13 protein-coding genes and 1 tRNA gene are annotated in these 16,604 nt (G+C 67.3%); 8 read left to right on the forward strand and 6 right to left on the reverse strand.

Translation table 11 applies throughout. The annotated features are described in order from the left end of the window. Positions 1-1,042 precede the first annotated feature (1,042 nt). Positions 1,043-1,825: a hypothetical protein gene (locus NRB56_RS26470; protein ID WP_153346871.1), complete on the reverse strand. Its 783-nt coding sequence runs from the start codon at positions 1,823-1,825 to the stop codon at positions 1,043-1,045. A 698-nt stretch (positions 1,826-2,523) separates the two neighbouring features. Between NRB56_RS26470 and NRB56_RS26475 the strand changes: the two genes are divergently transcribed. The 4 genes from NRB56_RS26475 to NRB56_RS26490 all read left to right on the forward strand — a co-directional run bounded on the left by NRB56_RS26475 (position 2,524) and on the right by NRB56_RS26490 (position 5,796). Further along, complete coding sequence (locus tag NRB56_RS26475; protein ID WP_153347318.1) at positions 2,524-3,048, forward strand: HNH endonuclease signature motif containing protein; 525 nt, start codon at positions 2,524-2,526, stop codon at positions 3,046-3,048. Positions 3,049-3,251: 203 nt separating this feature from the next. After that, complete coding sequence (locus NRB56_RS26480; protein WP_153346873.1) at positions 3,252-3,485, forward strand: hypothetical protein; 234 nt, start codon at positions 3,252-3,254, stop codon at positions 3,483-3,485. 982 nt (positions 3,486-4,467) lie between these two features. Beyond that, a tRNA-OTHER gene (locus NRB56_RS26485) sits at positions 4,468-4,533 on the forward strand. Positions 4,534-4,929: 396 nt separating this feature from the next. Beyond that, positions 4,930-5,796: an Fpg/Nei family DNA glycosylase gene (locus NRB56_RS26490; RefSeq protein ID WP_153346875.1), complete on the forward strand. Its 867-nt coding sequence runs from the start codon at positions 4,930-4,932 to the stop codon at positions 5,794-5,796. A gap of 1 nt (position 5,797) precedes the next feature. On the opposite strand, the gene NRB56_RS26495 is transcribed toward NRB56_RS26490, so the two are convergent. From NRB56_RS26495 to pdxR, 3 genes are read right to left on the reverse strand one after another with little or no spacing between them, the layout of a single operon-like run. Further along, positions 5,798-7,306 carry a carboxylesterase/lipase family protein gene (locus tag NRB56_RS26495; RefSeq protein ID WP_153346877.1) on the reverse strand — a complete coding sequence of 503 codons (1,509 nt, stop codon included), beginning with the start codon at positions 7,304-7,306 and terminating at the stop codon, positions 5,798-5,800. A 16-nt stretch (positions 7,307-7,322) separates the two neighbouring features. Beyond that, the gene (locus NRB56_RS26500) at positions 7,323-7,568 is read right to left on the reverse strand and encodes a DUF2630 family protein (protein WP_153346879.1); all 246 of its coding nucleotides are present in this window, start codon (positions 7,566-7,568) and stop codon (positions 7,323-7,325) included. A gap of 43 nt (positions 7,569-7,611) precedes the next feature. Continuing rightward, positions 7,612-8,985 (reverse strand): MocR-like pyridoxine biosynthesis transcription factor PdxR, encoded by a 1,374-nt coding sequence (gene pdxR, locus NRB56_RS26505; protein ID WP_153346881.1) that lies wholly within the window; start codon positions 8,983-8,985, stop codon positions 7,612-7,614. A gap of 70 nt (positions 8,986-9,055) precedes the next feature. Here pdxR and NRB56_RS26510 point away from each other — a divergent pair, with 70 nt between their 5' ends. Beyond that, complete coding sequence (locus tag NRB56_RS26510) at positions 9,056-9,742, forward strand: pyridoxamine 5'-phosphate oxidase family protein (RefSeq protein ID WP_153346884.1); 687 nt, start codon at positions 9,056-9,058, stop codon at positions 9,740-9,742. 157 nt (positions 9,743-9,899) lie between these two features. Here NRB56_RS26510 and NRB56_RS26515 read toward each other — a convergent pair whose 3' ends face one another. Together NRB56_RS26515 and NRB56_RS26520 are read right to left on the reverse strand one after the other, a co-directional pair. After that, complete coding sequence (locus NRB56_RS26515; protein WP_194291001.1) at positions 9,900-10,628, reverse strand: hypothetical protein; 729 nt, start codon at positions 10,626-10,628, stop codon at positions 9,900-9,902. Positions 10,629-12,196: 1,568 nt separating this feature from the next. Next, a complete protein-coding gene (locus NRB56_RS26520) occupies positions 12,197-12,958 on the reverse strand; it encodes a crotonase/enoyl-CoA hydratase family protein (protein ID WP_319943647.1) in 762 nt (253 codons plus the stop codon). Positions 12,959-13,620: 662 nt separating this feature from the next. Here NRB56_RS26520 and NRB56_RS26525 point away from each other — a divergent pair. From NRB56_RS26525 to NRB56_RS26535, 3 genes are all read left to right on the forward strand, one after another. Continuing rightward, positions 13,621-14,292 (forward strand): TetR/AcrR family transcriptional regulator, encoded by a 672-nt coding sequence (locus tag NRB56_RS26525; RefSeq protein WP_153346886.1) that lies wholly within the window; start codon positions 13,621-13,623, stop codon positions 14,290-14,292. 9 nt (positions 14,293-14,301) lie between these two features. After that, positions 14,302-15,921, forward strand: coding sequence for an acyl-CoA dehydrogenase family protein (locus NRB56_RS26530; RefSeq protein ID WP_319943562.1), 1,620 nt, complete (start codon positions 14,302-14,304; stop codon positions 15,919-15,921). Positions 15,922-16,302: 381 nt separating this feature from the next. Further along, the gene (locus NRB56_RS26535; protein WP_153346888.1) at positions 16,303-16,596 is read left to right on the forward strand and encodes a YciI family protein; all 294 of its coding nucleotides are present in this window, start codon (positions 16,303-16,305) and stop codon (positions 16,594-16,596) included. The last annotated feature ends 8 nt before the right edge of the window (positions 16,597-16,604 follow it).

A 16,604-nucleotide genomic window follows, 5' to 3' on the forward strand; every position in this document is an offset into this window, starting at 1 on the left:
GCTTCCAGTTCCGCGACGGCGCGGTGTGGGGACGGCCCGAATGCCAAGCCCTGAGAAACGGAAGAGCGACGGATTCGAACACGCGATCCGGGACCACGCCGGGACCGGTTGGAGCAGCTGTTGAGTCAGACCGTGCATGGTGCGCGATGGATCAGGCAGAACATCGAGCCCGGCCGAGGCCCTATGCGGGGAACGGTCCGGTCCGAGGCAGCCTGGTTCGGGCCGTATTTGTATTGGAATTGTTGCCACGCCAGTTTTGCTATCCCATACGATTGAAGAGATAGCTGAGACCAATAACGACGAGGATCGCAGATATTACCAACCCAATTGTCGCAAGTGCGAGGCTCACACCGGTCAACCCCCAGCTTTTTGGTTCTGCAACCGGTGCTGTGGTCACAGACGGTTGGGAAGAGGTGGGCGTTGCAGGATATGTTGTGCTTGTGGGCGGAGTGTTGGAAATAAGCGGGGCTGAAAAAGTGGGGACAACTATGGAGACGCTCGACGACGGACTGGCTTGGTGCGAACATTGAGTCAGAATTATTGCGGAGCCGATTACTCCGCAGAAACCGATAACTGCCACTATAATCGCCCGTTCGTCGGCCATGATGCCCTCTCATCTCCGCCCGCGCACCCACGTCATCGTACGTCGTGAGGTCTGTCGTTGGCAGGGCGTCATGAAAACGGCTTACGGCTGAGCTGCGGATTGCATGAACCGCATGGACCCTGCGACTCCGTCCCGGCGTATGCGACCAAGATCATTAAACATCCTTTAGGCAGATCAGGCGCTATTGGACGGGTGTCCGGACAGGGAGTTGTTGAATCGTTGCGCGCATCACCGATGGCACCATTCCTTATGCCGAGCGAAGCGATGCACCAGGCGAGGACAGCGAGTGCAGTAGCCCCTGAATGCAAACAGCGCTCACTTGGTGCAACGTTCGCCCACTGTTCGCAAACACCATCCACGGAGAGCCATCGAAGGGCGCTCGCGGTGAATCGGAAATAACCATTTCCCAACGCGACCTCAGGCAACTTAGCCTGCTTGTTACCAAGCGCTAAGATCATCTATCCAGTTTGAATCACCCTGCCTGATGCCGCGAGTAAGCGCCCACATTCTATTCTCATGACCACTAAATCCGGACACGATCGAGAATTGATATTCCAAAAAATAATTCTGTGGAAACCGGAGCTGGACAATCTTGCTCGGGCTGGCGCCGACCGGCTTGCCGGCAAAGACTGCATTGTAATAAATTCTCGTCTCGGCCGTGACCGGTATCGCCGCGTGTGGTGAATCAACTCCGCCACTGGCTACTACGTTTTCGATCACGCCAGTGTCGCTAGGGTTTATGCAGCTGACCATGTTCATTCCAAGATCGGTATCCCCGGCCTTCCTGGCCGCGTCAAGTACCGTGTAATATAAATTTAGAATCGATTGCCCCACGGGGTTTGGGTCATCGAGCTTTGCTATACCCCCGGATGGAATGAAAGTCTCATAGGGTGTTCCCTTTGCGCGATCCGTTATGTCTTGTCGCCACCTGGCAAAGAATCCATCAACGCGAGGCTTTAAAAATGGCACACATATATCCAACTGCTTGCCATATGGCAGCTTTAAAAAAACATCATGCTTCATCGACATGGACGGTGCTGGGTCGAATAGCTTATCCCAATTTATTACTAACGTCGCAAGCAAGCCGGTTATGCCCACAACAGCACTAACAATAGAAATCGTCGTTGTAATTGACCAGTGTCTGAAGGTTTGCGACCACTTAGTCGGCTCTTCTGCTGCCTCCGGCTGCGACTCTTCCTCGGATGCTGCATGCCTACTCATTCCCCACCGCCCTCGATCTCAACGCTACTGTGGTAGATCACACCACATCGAAACCAGCAGTCGTCTCATGATCAGTCACTTTTGTTGTTAAGAGTTTGGTCGACACCGACAGCCACGCCACAAGCAGCGCGCGAGAGACTCGTAAACCCGGACCTTACCCACAACCTCCGGACATAGCTCATGCTCGATCCCATTGCACGTCTTCGCGAAATCGCTGCCACCAACGCACCCAGGCCCGCAGCTACCCTTCCGCCGGCCCGAACCTGGCCCACCGAGAGCGAAGCATGCGCACTGGGTGGGGAGGCCCCCAATGCGCAACCACCCCCATCGGAACGCCATAACGCCTGCCACGCCGTACGGGATAGGAACTCGATCCCTTCGACGTCGGCCCTGCCCGACCTGCTGTGACGCTGCGGGCCCTCCTCGACGACGGCCGGCGAAGCGCACACGGTTCCGCGAGACCGCGGTGGACGGCCTCGAGCCCATCGGCGCCATGGCCGGATGCCCTGACGCACCTTCCAGCCCGACGCACCCCGCGTCACCACTGAACGAAGAGAGATCGCCATGTGGGATACCGCTCTGTCCCTGCTGCTGTCCGTCGTGACCGCCGATGACTTCGCCGTGCCGAAGGCGATGATCACCGGCTCCAGCGCGCTGTCGAGCGTTCTGTGATCTGGCGGGCCTTTCTCGACTCCAACATGGGCCGGATCTCCGGCCCGCTGCCGCCCTGGCGCATTCCTCATCGAGCTGATCGGAAGTTTCATGGCTACTCAGGGCACCAACAACGACGCAGTCACCGCGATTGCCAGTTCGCTAGCACAGATCGCGAGCAGTCAGGAGACCTTTGTGGACGACCTGGCGACCGCCATCGCCGATATCCAGAAGGCCGGCGCCAGCGGCGATCCGGTGAATGCCGATGCGTTGGTTGCGCTCCAGGGCACCGCCACCAACGTGGCGACTGCGGTTGCCGATTCGGTGGCGCAACTGCACGCTGCGCTGAATACATCGACCGATACCGCGGCGACCGACGCTCGACTCGGTCATGTCAGCTCCGCCACCCGAGTTGCCGGCAGACCACGACCGAGCTGGATCACATCCGGAATGTGGCGGCCGGCGGGACTGACGGTGACTCCAACATGCAAGCGGTGTGCTCGAAATGCCATGCCGTGAAGACACAGCGAGATTGCGGTTGCCGCAGGTGCCGCACACCCGGCCCGCTGTGACAGCGCCATAATGATCGTTTCGGTTACATCTTCGGTCACTGAGTGCAATACGACTGCTCTACGTTGCAACAATCCGAGTGGACCGACAAGCAGCCAACTGCTGTATCCACCATGACGCAACAAATTGAAGCAGGAGGCAAGGCATGGCCTTCGTTCGACCGATTGCGAAATCCGTTGAGTATGTCGGACATCATGGATTCGCTGTGACGATCTACATCGACGACCTCCCGGCAGAAGCCTTGGCGTTCGCATCGATCACGCAGATAGACACAAGCGGGCAGCCGATACTGGGCTCGGCGATAACGACCGTCAACAACGTAGTTCCTCAGGTCGGCAGTGTGACCGTCCGGGGTGAAATAAACTGGCAGTTCGATCTCCACGTTCGGGTTTCGGTTTTGGCGATTCCGCCTGATTATAGGTTCGGCCAATCTGCCTGATGCGAGCGCCTGACTTTCTTCGCTGCCCAATGCGCACCGGATTAGGCCGAGCTGCTTAACGCCGCATTGAACACGGTGCGCGTGGAGACCGTCCAAAAGTGGGACTTGGGTGTATCGGCTCGGGGGTTGCGGTTCTCCGCGTGCCTGCACGTCGGGCCGCCAGCATGCGACTCTATCCGGTACGCCAGAGTCTCGGAACCTATCGACCTGCTCTTGTGAGATCACCGAGGTTACGGTGGAGTGGTGGCTATCTTGATGTTGGTGGCGAGGCTTTGACTGGACGGCCGCGGTGATCGCGCCGACGGTCTTGGATGATCGTGCGTGGAGTAGTGATGCGAGTCCAAGTGCATGGGCCGCAGGCTGTGCACTGTGTGAAGCGAACGTCGATGTAGTTAGTTTGAGTCAGATAGATTGGTGAATAGCCACTTGAAGAAGGCACTCGCGAAGCTCACGGCTATCGGGTGCCTCGTCCAGTCCTCATCCGCTGGCTTGCGGACTGCCTGTCCGCTCTGCACCCCTGAACGTGATCCACCAGAGTCGAGGCGGCGCTTCATGTTAGCCCTTCCTCGGTTTCCCGGACTGCGCTGTCCGGGCGGTGCCTGAGGGGTGGGACGATATGGGGTTCGTACGTGCAAAGCAGCCTCGATCGACGCTAGTGTGCGCAGTTCCTCTGCGTTCAATCGAGCATGCGGATCTTTCGAAGTCATGATCGCCCCCTGCTGTTGTTGCGTACATTCTAGCAATCGCAGTTGTCTAGACCCCTTGCCTGTCAGGGTTCCTGGTATTCGCCCGCCGGTACCACCGTCCTCCGCCGGCAGCATCCATGGCAGCGATCAGTGAAGGAAGCCAAAATGAGGATTGCCAGAGCATTCCCTCATGGTCCAATCATGGCAACTCGCCGGAGCCTTGATTCCGGTAACTCCGGTTCGAATCCCGGTGGGGGAGCTGTTTACTGCGTTACCGAGAAGGGATGCAGTAGGCCGTGATGGTAGTTGAACGGCCAAACGCCCCGACGGGGGAGATACGGGTTCGGATCCCGTCCGTCACACTGCCGACTTACCCCGGCGTGAGGCAGACTAATCGGACTGTATGTCCGGTCGTAGAATAGGCAGGGAGGGCACCCCTACAGTGCAGCAAGTCACCAGCCGCCTCCGTCTCCGCCAGTTACCCCTTTCGGGTGTTGGTTCATTTAGGTGGCACTGTTCTTCGCTAGGCCGGCTGAAATTAAAATGCTTTCCGGGATAATCATGAAGATTCTATCGGCGGCTGCGTGGGTCCGGTGGTCCCCCTGAGCGAGTGGGCCAGCGGGGATGTGTCGTCATTTTCGCCGTCATTTTGACGGGAGCACGCGGGAGCTGCCGGGAACAGCTACCCTGGCTTGGGGCCGCTTTACCGCTGGTCAGAGGTGGTTATCGGGAGTCCCAGGGATGTAGGAGGATGTCCATTGCCCGAGTTACCCGAGATCGTCGCGCTCGAGCGGTTCCTCGCGGAGCACGCGGTGGGAGCGGTCGTGGGGCGGATCGATGTGGCGGCGTTGAGTGTGCTCAAGACCTTCGATCCGCCGATCACGGCGTTGTCGGGGCGGGATGTCACGGGGGCGGGGCACTGGGGGAAGTATCTGGGGCTGGAATGCGGGGGGTTGTGGCTGATCACGCACCTTTCGCGGGGTGGGTGGTTGCGGTGGCTCGACGAACCGAGTCCCCATCCGCCCAAGCCGGGGAAGGGGCCGTTGGCGTTGCGGGTGCACTTCTTCACGCCGGAGGGGTCGACGCCGGCGTTCGATCTGACCGAGGCGGGCACGAAGAAGCGGCTGGCGGTGTGGGTCGTGCCGGATCCGGCGCAGATCCCGCAGATCGCGCGGCTCGGGCCCGACGCGCTGGAGATCTCCGAAGACGAGTTCGCGGAGCGGCTGGGCGCCACCTCGCAGCGGTTGAAGACGGTGCTCGCCGATCAGACGGTGATCGCGGGCATCGGCAACGCCTACTCGGACGAGATTTTGCACGCGGCGAAGCTGTCGCCGTTCGCCACCTCGAGCACCCTCGGGGCCGAGAAGACCGCGCAGTTGTACGAGGCGATGCGGACGGTGCTCACGGACGCGGTGAACCGGTCGGTCGGGCAGGACGCCGCGCGGTTGAAGGGGGAGAAGCGGTCCGGCTTGCAGGTGCACGCGCGGCCGGGGCTCGCCTGTCCGGTGTGCGGTGACACCATTCGTGAGGTCGCCTACACCGACAAGTCGTTCCAGTACTGCCCGACCTGTCAGACCGGGGGCAAGATCCTCGCCGACCGGCGCATGTCGCGGTTGTTGAAGTAGATCAGCTCATCGCGGGGACGCGGATGCCCTCCCAGGCGATCCGCCGGGCGGTCTCCGGATCCACCTCGACCCGGGCGGGGGCGTCGATGATCCGCGTGGCGCGGCGCTGCTCGGTGTACTGCGGCCAGTTCGGTAGCGGTGCGCCGGTGCGGGCGAACGACAGCCAGTTCTGCTGGAACTCGTTCTGTACCGAGAGCCAGCGCCGGTAGCCGCCGGTGGCGCAGAAGCTGCGGCCCACCGCGCTGTCCACGGCCCCGAACACCGGGATCAATTCCAGCGCGTGGGTGGCGTTCAGGCCGGCCAGGCGAGCCGCCGGTGGCGCGTAGTCCATCCGGTACATGTAGGTCGGCGCGTACCGGCTGTGGCCCTGGGCCACCGCGATCGAGGGCCGCCAGAACGTGAAATCGCCGCCCATCCGGACCGCGACCTTCGCCTTCGGATAGCCCGGGTAGGCGGCGACGATCCGGTTCTCGTTGTCGTCGCCACAGCGGGCGAGGGCCTGCCGCAGTTGTTCGGGGGTGGTCGGCAGCGACGGATCGAACCGCTTGAACAGCGTCGCCTCGTCGCGGTTGGTGCCGATGATCAGCGGCACCGCGTGCGCGTCGCCGTCGTCGATGGCCACCAGCGGCGGCCGGGGCAGGAAATCGCCGTCGACGACCGGCGCGATCGGGAAGCTGCCCGGTTGATGCCGCAACACCTTGCCGAGAACGCGTTCCATCGCGTGCCGCAACTGGTCGGTGCCCACCGACGTCAGTGCCGATGCCGCGTCTTCCGGTGCGACATCGAGCTTTTCGAGGACCCGGCGGGCGAATGTGCGGGACTCCACGGTGTTCAGGATCCAGTCCGCGGGGGCGCTCTGCGCGATGGCCCGATGGAACAGGCCCGCCGCGGCCGGGGTCGCCAGCAGGGTCACCACCGCGTGCGCGCCGGCCGATTCGCCGAAGACGGTGACGTTGCCCGGATCGCCGCCGAACGCTTCGATGTTGCGCTGCACCCATTCCAGCGCCGCGACCTGATCGCGCAACCCTAGGTTGGAGTCGAAGGGCCGTGCGGCGGTGGAGAACTCGGTGAAATCGAGATAGCCGAGGGCGCCGAGCCGGTAGTTGATCGAGACCACGATCACGTCGCCGCGCAGTGCCAGCCGGGCACCGGAATACAGTCGGAGCGAACCGGTTCCGAAGGTGTACCCGCCGCCGTGAATGAACACCAGCACCGGCCGCGGGGTGGGTGACGGGTTCGGCGGCGCGCTGATGTTCAGCGTCAGGCAGTCCTCGCCGATGGGCAGTACCTGCCGCGGGCCGATCCGCGCGCCGACCCAGTGTTGCGGTGCGACACTGCCGAATTCGGCGGCGTCCCGCACGCCGGACCAGGGCTGCACCGGTTGTGGTGCGCGCAAACGCAATTCGCCGATCGGCGGAGCCGCGTAGGGAATGGACCGCCAGCGCAACACGCGGCGGCCCGCGACACCGCGGACCACGCCGCCGGCGGTGCGGACTTCGGTAGCCACCATCCCCCGATGGTAACTGTTACTGCAGGTATCCCTCGACCTGCTTGGCGGAGTTGGCCTGGGCCTCGTCCGGGTCCGTGCCCTGGTCGAGCCGGGCGCGGCGCTGACGCAGCAGGTCCCAGCACTGATCCAGCGCGACCTCGAGCTCCGCGAGGCGGGCCCGCTCCTGCTCCGGATCGAGCTGCCCGGACCCGGCCTTGGTCCGGAGCGCGTGCTCCTGGGCCACCAGATCCTGAATCCGCGCGAGTACGTCCTGTTCGGTCATGCGGACCATGCTACGACCGTGGTGTCCACGGATCCCGGCGCGCCTACCGTGCCGTCAGGCACTCCACCGCGATCCGCACCGCGACCGCCAGTTCCTCGCGCGGCAGCGCCGCGTAACCCAGCGCGATCCCGAAGTGCTGCTGCGGCCCGGAATGGTGCCGGGCCAGGCCGTCGAGGTGGACGCCGCGCCGATGGGCGGCCGCGGTCACCCGCTGTTCGTCGGCGGTCGAGGGCAGCGGCACCACGACGTGCGAGCCGGCGTCGTCGCCCACCACCTCCAGGCCGTGCAGGCGCAGTTCGCCGACCACCAGGGCCCGGCGGTCGGGCATCGCGCGGCGTAGTCGCCGCAGGTGCCGGGCCAGGTCGCCGTTGTGGGCCAGTTCGACCACCACCTGCTGACCGGCCGGCGCCGGTCCGGTGCCGGTGGATTCGCGATGGGAGAGCACCGATTTCGCGATGTCGGGGGGCGCGACGAGCCAGCCCGCGCCCAGGACCGGCGAGAGGATCTTGGAGGTGGTGCCCAAGTGGACCACCACGTCGGGGGCCAGGGTGGCCAGCAGCGGCAGCGGCTCGCTGTCGTAGCGCAACTCGCCGTCGTAGTCGTCCTCGATGACCAGGGCGCCGTGCCGGCGGGCGAACTCGATCAGCTCGGTGCGGCGCTGGGCCGGCATCCGGCTGCCCAGCGGAAATTGATGGGCCGGAGTGCAATACACGGCTTTGATGTCCGGCGGCAGCAGATCGACGCGGAGCCCGTCGCCGTCCACCGGGATCGGCAGGACCCGGGCCCCCGCGGCCCGCAGGGCGCCCACGGCCCGCTGATAACCGGGATCCTCCACGGCGACCCGGTCACCGGGCCGCAGCCCCACGGCCGCCAGTTCGCCGACCGCCGCACTGCTGCCCGCGGTGGCGAGTACCACGGTGTTGCTGCCCGCCGACAGCCCGCGATGCCGCAGCAGATGTTCGGCGACCGCGGCCCGGTACTCCGGATCGCCCGCGCGATCCTTGCGCACCACCGGACTGCGATGACCCGCGGACCACCAGGCGCGGCGCCACGCGGCCCGGTCGATGACCTCCACGCACGGCGCGCCCGGGCCGAGGTCGAGCAGATCCGCGAGCGTGACCTCGTCCGCCTCCGATGGTTGCTCGACGGTCGCCGCGGGTGCGGAGGTGAGGAAGGTGCCGGAACCGCGGCGGCTGGTCAGCCAGCCCTCGGCATGCAACTGGTCGTAGGCCGCGGTCACCACCGTGCGACTGACGCCGAGCCTGGTCGCCAGGGTCCGGGAGGACATCAAGCGGTCACCGGCGCGCAGCCGCCCGATGGCGGCGGCGGACCGCACTCCGTCGGCGATCTGTACCGACAGCGGGGTGTTCGCGCTACGGTCGAGCGTGATCGGCACGTCGTCCCAGGGATCGCTCATGGAAGTGGACCTTCGTATTTGCTGAGAATTGGCTCTTTTGCAGTCCCATTGGACCACACATTGTGGACATATGACCGAGTCACCTGTGTCCCGTCCTCCGCTCTCGCCGACCCCGCGCAGCACCGTCACGCGCTATCGTGACCGCTCCGCCACCGATCGCGCCGCCCTGGACGCGGTCCTCGATGCCGCGCTCCTCTGCCACCTCGGAGTGGTCCTGCACGGCGCGCCGGTGGTCCTCCCCACCATCTTCGGCCGCTCGGGCGACACCCTCTACCTGCACGGGTCCACCGGCGCCGGAAATCTGCGCGCGGCGATGACCGGCGACGTGTCGGTGGCGGTCACAGTGGTCGACGGGCTGGTGTACGCGCGGTCGGCCATGCACTTCTCGATGAACTACCGGTCGGCGGTGATCCACGGCCGGCCGGTCGAGGTCACCGACCCGGACGAGCGGCTGCACGCCCTGCGCACCGTCGTCGAACACGCCGCCCCCGGCGCCTGGGACACCGTCCGCCCGCCGAGCCGCAAGGAACTCGCCGCGACGCTGGTCCTGTCCCTCGATCTCACCGAGGCGTCGGTGAAGGCTCGTTCCGGCGGTCCCGGCGACGACGCCGACGACCTGGACGGACCGGCGTGGGCGGGCGTGCTGCCGCTGCGGCAGGTGTGGGAGCCGCCGATCCCGTCCGCCGATCTGGCCGCCGGGATCGAGACCCCGGACCACGTGCTGGTCCGGGTGCCGGCGCGGGCGCCGGTCGCCTGACCGGCTATCGGATGGGGCAGGTTGTCCCGCAGGAGTTCTCGGCCAGGTCGGGCCTACGGCCGGACCGGGCGCCGCCGCGGATTCGTGCACTGTCCTGTCGTGCAACCGATTCCGTCATCGGATGGTGACGCGGCTTGCCGCAACGCGGGCACGGTCGTCACCATTCGGTGGCGGTGAGGCCCAGACCCGAGAGTGTGGCGCGGGCACCGGCCGCCGGCCCGGAACGGGACGGAAACAACGCCGGGTCGAGCGCGACGAGGGCGAGTGTGTAGGTGTCGCCCAGGCGGGACAGGTAGGCCGACAGCCTTGTGCGGGGCAGGGTTTCGGGTCGCAGGCCCGGATGGATCGCCCGGGCGGCCACACCCCGGCACCGGTGCTGGCCCAGCCATCGCAGCGAGTCGGGAAGTACGCCGAGATTGGAGCAGAGGATGTCGCGTTCGCCCGCGCCACGGGACAGGCGGTACGCCAGTCGATCCGGGACCACCTGCAGGATCTCCTCGGGCAGGCCGCCGGGCCCGGTCATCCGGCGCTCGTAGGCGGCACGGCATTTCGCCCGCACCGTGGCAGGGGTGTCGGCGCGGGTGATCGCCACCTCGGTGACCGACAGATCGTTGTCCACTCGGGGCTCGTCACGGGTATCGACCGGGACGCTCGCGGTGATCGTCGGCTCGGGGAAACCGCTGTACCACAACATCTTCGCGACGACATGGACGAACAGGCTGTTCGCCGTGCCGCCGGATTCGGCGGTGACACGGTCCCATTCGGCGGCCGGGACCGTCACGACCGCGTCGTTTGTAGCGACCAGCGCTGTGGACGTTCGTACGTCGGGCGCGGCCGGGGCGGAAGGGATGCCCCGGCGCAGCGCCGCGATCGTGCCCCCCAGCACGATCGACCACTGGCGTCGCGCATCCGCCCAATCGGACTGCCCGGCAGCGACTTCGAGTTTCCGGTAGTCCTCGGGCTGTGCGCCCGTGGTCGTGGCCGGTTCGGATGCGCCTGAGGGGGTGGCGGGGCTGGGAGTGGCTGGGGCTTCGTCCGGTTCGGGTGCGGTTGTGGGAGCGGCAAAGCTGGGAGTGGCTGGGGCTTCGTCCGGTTCGGGTGCGGTTGTGGGAGCGGCAAAGCTGGGAGTGGCTGGGGCTCCGTCCGGTTCGGGTGCGGTTGTGGGGGCGGCAGGGTTGGGAGTGGCTGGGGCGGCGTCCGGTTCGGGTGTGGTTGTGGTTACCGGCGAGGTGGATGCGATCGTAGTTGCGGCAGGACCGGATTCGCTGGCCATGGCGATCGGGTCGGATGTGCCTGGGGCGAAGGCCGGCGTGGATGCACCGTCGGTAACCGGACGGCGGGATGCGCTGGAGGTCGCGGCAGGGAGGGATGCGTCCGCGGCTGGACCGGCGGTGGATTCGGTTATGGCCGCGTCGATCGCGTAAATGAGTCCGCGGCCGTCGGCCAGGACGTGTGAACAGGTCAAGGAGACGGCGGTGCCGCCGTCGTCGACCGGTGTCGCCGCCAGTCGCCAGCCCGGACCGTATTCCGGATCCAGGTCGGCTCCTTGGGTATTCGCCCAGTCGAGCAGTGTGCTCGCGGAGACGGGCGTAGGTGCGACAGTCAGTGGGTGTGCGGCCACGGTCGGTTGCCACCGCCGTCGCGCGCCGGGCACCCGGGCGCGAATCACGCGCCGTCCCAGTGGACCTCGGCGCAAGGCCTCGTACACCCGCTCGAGGAGTTCGGGTTCCACCGGATCATCGGTCCGCCACACCCCTTGCAGCACAATCGGTGTGCCCATGCCCCGATGCGTGCGGAGGAAGATCTCGTCGACCACACCGAGCCGATCCACCCGACCTCGCTCACTCATCCGCGCCGCCCAGTCCGTCTGTTGCGGGACAACGGCATCCGGCCCAGCGATGTTCGCCGAGTGCGCGGTTCGGCCTCGTCGGAATCCGGCTCGGGTCGATCGCCGGAATGCGGTTCGGTGGTCCGGCTCGGAGCCGGCGACGCAGCCGCGCTGCCCCGGGCATCCGGGCGTATACCTGAATTCCGCAGTCGGCAACCGTGCCGAGTCGTGGGGAACGCTGTGCAAGCCGACGCGAGCGCGCGGGAACCAGCCGCGCGGTCACGTGAAGCCGCGTTGTGTGGAGCCGAGCGATGGCGGGCACGAGGTCATAGTGCCCGATTCCGATCAGACCCGGCGGCCGCCCCGCCCGGCGCCGGGGCCGGGGCCGAAGCGATGTGGGCCGAATGCCGAGCTATGCAGATCACTTTCCGGCGAACCTGCGGCCGCACCGATTTCCGCGGCGTACGTCGTTCCGAAGGTGGCAACCGGATTCCATCGGATCGTGCGGGGCGGTGTGCGCGTGGTCGGGAGCTGCCGTGCTCGAGCGGCGCCGAGCGAGCCGCTCGCTCGCTCGAGCGGCGCCGAGCGAGCGGTGGCAAGGGATGTGGTCTTCGTGCCCGATCGGATCAGGCGGGGCGTCCGCCGCGTCCGGCGCCGGCGGCGAAGCGGCGGGCGCCGGCGAGGGCGCCTTCGGCGTCCGCCAGTGCCGAGATGCCGTGGCGTAGTTCGTTCCGGATCGCGGCCGGCTCGTCCTTGCCGACCGCTTCCAGGGCGGACAGGCGGTCCGAGCGCATGCAGGTCTGTGGCAGGGTGGCCAGATCGGCGGCGAGATCCTCTGCGGCGCTTCGGGATTCGCCGTCGGGTACCACGCGGTTCACCAGGCCCATCTGCAATGCCTCGGTGGCGCCGACCGCCCGGCCGGTGAGGATCATGTCCATCGCGCGGCCCTCGCCGACGATGCGGGGCAGCCGGACGGTGCCGCCGTCGATCAGCGGAACACCCCAGCGGCGGCAGAACACGCCGAAGGTGCTGTCCTGCTCGGCGACTCGCAGATCGCACCAGAGCGCCAACTCCAGGCCGCCGGCCACCGCGTAACCGGAGACGGCGGCGATGACCGGTTTGGACAGCCGCATCCGGGTCGGGCCCATCGGGCCGTCACCGTCCTCGGCCACCCGGTTGGACTGTTCGGTGCCTATCGCCTTCAGGTCGGCGCCGGCGCAGAAAGTGCCACCGGCTCCCCACAGCACCGCGACCGCGGCGTCCGGGTCGGCGTCGAATTCCCGGAAGGCGTCGGCCAGCGCCCGGGCAGTCGGTCCGTCGACGGCGTTGCGCGCTTGCGGACGATCGAGGACGACCGTGAACACTGGGCCGTTGCGTTCGATGCGCACACTGGGGGTCTCGGCGTCCGCGGAGCCAGGTCGCGCCGCCGCCGGGCCGGTGCCGGCGGAGCTGGGCCGGGCCACCGCCGGATCGGCATCGGTAGGGCCGAGTCGTGCCGCCGCCGGGCCGGCACTGGTAGGGCCGGGCCGTACCGCCGCTGGGCCGGTGCCGGTAGAGCCGGGCCGTACCGCCGCCGGATCGGCACCGGTAGGGCCGGGCCGTACCGCCGCCGGATCGGCACCGGTAGGGCCGGGTCGCGCCGCCGCCGGATCGGCATCGGTAGGGCCGGGTCGCGCCGCCGCTGGGCCGGTATTGGTAAGGCCGGGTCGCGCCGCCGCCGGGCCGGTGCCGGCGGAGCTGGGTCGCGCCGCCGCCGGATCGGTGTCGGTAGGGCCGGGTGGCGTCGCCGCCTGGTCGTCGGCGGTGCCGGGTTCATCGGATGGGTGGGTGGATCCGGTCGTGGCGGGGTCGTGCGGCTCGCGGTCGCGGGCCCGGCCGGGGGCGGCCGGGAATTCGTGCCGACGCTCCGCGGCCGCTTCCGGCCTCTGATCGCTCACGCACGTCCCCTTTGCCGGTTCGGCGCCCGCGGCCACTGCCCGGGCCTTCCGGATCGACCATACGTCGTGTTCCGGGCCTTGCGTCAAGAAATGAATTGATGTTCACTACTTGTATGGCATATCGCCGGACCCCCGCCGTGCAGGCTCGTCTCGACGCGCAGCAGCAGCAGATCGTGCGTGCGGCGGTGTCGGTGCTCGCCCGGTCCGGCTACGCCGGGCTGTCGATGGCCGCGGTCGCGGCGGAGGCCGGGGTGGCCACCGGCACCGTCTACGGCCACTTCGCGGGCAAGTCCGACCTGGTGGGCGCGGTGTTCCGGCAGGTGGTCGAGCGGGAGGTGGCGGTGGTGTCCGTGGTCACCGCCGAGGGGGCCGCGGTGGAGCGGCTGATCGCCGGGGTCGAGACCTTCGCCGGCCGCGCGCTGAAGAATCCGCGGCTGGCCTACGCGATGCTCGCCGAGCCGGTCGATGCCGCGGTCGACGCGCAGCGGCTGCACTACCGCCAGGTGTTCGCGCAGAGCTTCGAGGCGGCCATCCGCGCCGGGATGGCCGACGGCGACATCGCCGGTCAGGACCCGTGGATCAGCGCGGCGGCGCTGGTCGGCGCCATCGCCGAGGTGATGGTCGGCCCGCTGTCGCAACGATCCGACGACGATCCGGACTCGGCGGGCGCCGACCGGGTCGTGGCCGAGATGGTCGCTTTCGCCCTGCGCGCGGTCGGCGCGACGGGATCCGGCGAGTACGAGCGAATCGCTCCGGGGCGCGCGCGGCCCGGGCACGACCGATAGGAGGCAAGGGTGCCGACTCACGAAGTGTTCAATCAGGTTCCGCCGATCGTCCCGTTCGACTACTCGGACAATCCGGCGCTGCTGGCCGCGCTGCACCGCGAGGGCGCGGGCTGGGCCGAGGCCGAGGTCCGGGAGCTGGGCGTGCTGGCAGGCAGCGCCGAGGTCCAGGACTGGGGCCGGCTCGCCAACGCGTACCCGCCGGTGCTGCACACGCACGACCGGTACGGCAACCGCATCGACGAGGTGGAGTTCCACCCGTACTGGCATCGGCTGATGGAGGTCGCCGTCGGCCACGGGCTGCACGGTTCACCGTGGCTGGACGAGCGGGCGGGCGCGCACACCGCGCGCGCCGCCAAGTTCTACACGTGGGGGATCGCCGACGCCGGTCACATGTGCCCGATCTCGATGACCTACGCGGTGGTCCCCGCGCTGCGGCACAACCGGGAGCTGTCCGCGCGGTACGAACCGCTGCTGGGTTCGCGCAGTTACGATTTCGGCCTCCGCGAGCCGACGTCGAAAACCGGCCTGATCGCCGGTATGTCGATGACGGAGAAGCAGGGCGGCTCCGATGTGCGCGCCAACACCACCACCGCCACACCACAATCCGACGGCACCTACCGGATCGTCGGCCACAAGTGGTTCACCTCGGCGCCGATGTCGGACCTGTTCCTGACCCTGGCCCAGGCCCCCGGCGGCCTGTCCTGCTTCCTGCTGCCGCGAGTGCTGCCCGACGGCACCCGCAATGCCCTTCGGCTGCAACGGCTCAAGGACAAGCTGGGCAACAAGTCCAACGCCTCCTCGGAGATCGAGTACGAGGACGCCGTCGGCTGGCTGGTCGGCCACGAGGGCGCGGGTGTGAAGACCATCATCGAGATGGTGAACATGACCAGGCTCGACTGTGTGATCGGGTCGGCCACCGGCATGCGGGTCGCGGTGCGGCATGCCGCCCACCATGCCCGGCACCGGAAGGCGTTCGGCGCCAATCTGATCGACCAACCCGCGATGCGCAACGTGATCGCCGATCTGGTCGTCGAATCGGAGGCCGCGACTGTCGCGATGATGCGCCTGGCCGGCGCCACCGACCGGGCCGCGCACGATCCGGCCGAGGCGGCGCTGCGCCGGATCGCGCTGGCGATCACCAAGTACTGGGTCTGCAAACGGGCCCCCGTGCACGCCGCCGAGGCCCTGGAATGCTTGGGCGGCAACGGTTATGTCGAGGATTCGGGCATGCCGCGACTGTTCCGGGAATCGCCACTGATGTCGATCTGGGAGGGCTCCGGCAACGTGGCCGCCCTGGATGCCTTGCGCGCCATGGCCCGTCAGCCCGAGAGCGTGGAGGCCTACTTCGATGAGGTGTCCCGCGCCCGCGGTGGCAACCGCCATCTCGACGACGCGATCGACCGGATCGGCAAGGAGCTCACCGACCTCGGCGACATCGAGTTCCGGGCCCGCCGGGTCGTGGAGCTCATGGCCCTGGTACTCCAGGGCGCGCAACTGGTCCGCCACGGCCACGCCGCGATCGCGGATGCCTTCTGCGCCAGCCGACTCGGCGGCGACTGGGGCATCGCCTTCGGCACCCTCCCGGCCGGCACCGACACCACCACGATCCTCGATCGGGCCCATATCTGAGGCCGGTTCGGGTGGTGTGATGCCCGCAGCTGCCATCCGGCACGGGAGTCGTCGAGCACCGGCCCGGCCGGTTGTGGTCTCGGATCGGCGGTGCGAAACGGTCGATCAGCTGCCGCGATGGCGCCGAACAGCCGACTCGGCAGCGACTGGGGGTCGCCGTCGATATCACTGCCGGTCGGCACCGACGCCATCACGAACCTCGGCCGGGGCCGACATCCGACGGTGACTCGTCGCGGGGTGCAATCGGTCTGGAGATCGTCGGTGGGCCCCGGTTGGTCGTGATGTGCGAGCCGGGTCGCCTGCCGGTCGGTGTGCTGAATCTCGTCTACCCGGGTGGTCGTGGTGCGGCTCGGCACAAGGTCGCGTGGGTTAGCGTGGCGCATGGCCTACTTCGTGTTGAAGTTCGTTCCGCATCGGCCGGATTTCCCGGCCGATCTCAGCGACGCCGAATCCTCGGTCATGAACGAGCATTTCGCGTATTGGCAGAAGCGCTTGAAGGACGGCGTGGCGGTCGTCTACGGGCCGGTGGGAGATCCCGCCGGGGTATGGGGACTGGCGGTGGTGGAGGTCGGCGCCCACGCGGATGCCCTGGCACTGCGCGACGGTGATCCGGTCGTGGCCGGGGGCCTGGGTGTGACAGAGGTGTACCCGATGCTCAATGCTCTGGTGCGCTGACGCATTCC

Source organism: Nocardia aurantia (assembly GCF_009604425.1).
Lineage (GTDB): Bacteria > Actinomycetota > Actinomycetes > Mycobacteriales > Mycobacteriaceae > Nocardia > Nocardia aurantia.

Bases quoted from the DNA above. Each gene is read 5' to 3' on its own strand.
- NRB56_RS26470 (WP_153346871.1), bottom strand. From the start codon at position 1,825: ATGAGTAGGCATGCAGCATCCGAGGAAGAGTCGCAGCCGGAGGCAGCA.
- NRB56_RS26475 (WP_153347318.1), top strand. From the start codon at position 2,524: ATGGGCCGGATCTCCGGCCCGCTGCCGCCCTGGCGCATTCCTCATCGA.
- NRB56_RS26495 (WP_153346877.1), bottom strand. From the start codon at position 7,306: ATGGTGGCTACCGAAGTCCGCACCGCCGGCGGCGTGGTCCGCGGTGTC.
- NRB56_RS26500 (WP_153346879.1), bottom strand. From the start codon at position 7,568: ATGACCGAACAGGACGTACTCGCGCGGATTCAGGATCTGGTGGCCCAG.
- pdxR (WP_153346881.1), bottom strand. From the start codon at position 8,985: ATGAGCGATCCCTGGGACGACGTGCCGATCACGCTCGACCGTAGCGCG.
- NRB56_RS26510 (WP_153346884.1), top strand. From the start codon at position 9,056: ATGACCGAGTCACCTGTGTCCCGTCCTCCGCTCTCGCCGACCCCGCGC.
- NRB56_RS26525 (WP_153346886.1), top strand. From the start codon at position 13,621: ATGGCATATCGCCGGACCCCCGCCGTGCAGGCTCGTCTCGACGCGCAG.
- NRB56_RS26535 (WP_153346888.1), top strand. From the start codon at position 16,303: ATGGCCTACTTCGTGTTGAAGTTCGTTCCGCATCGGCCGGATTTCCCG.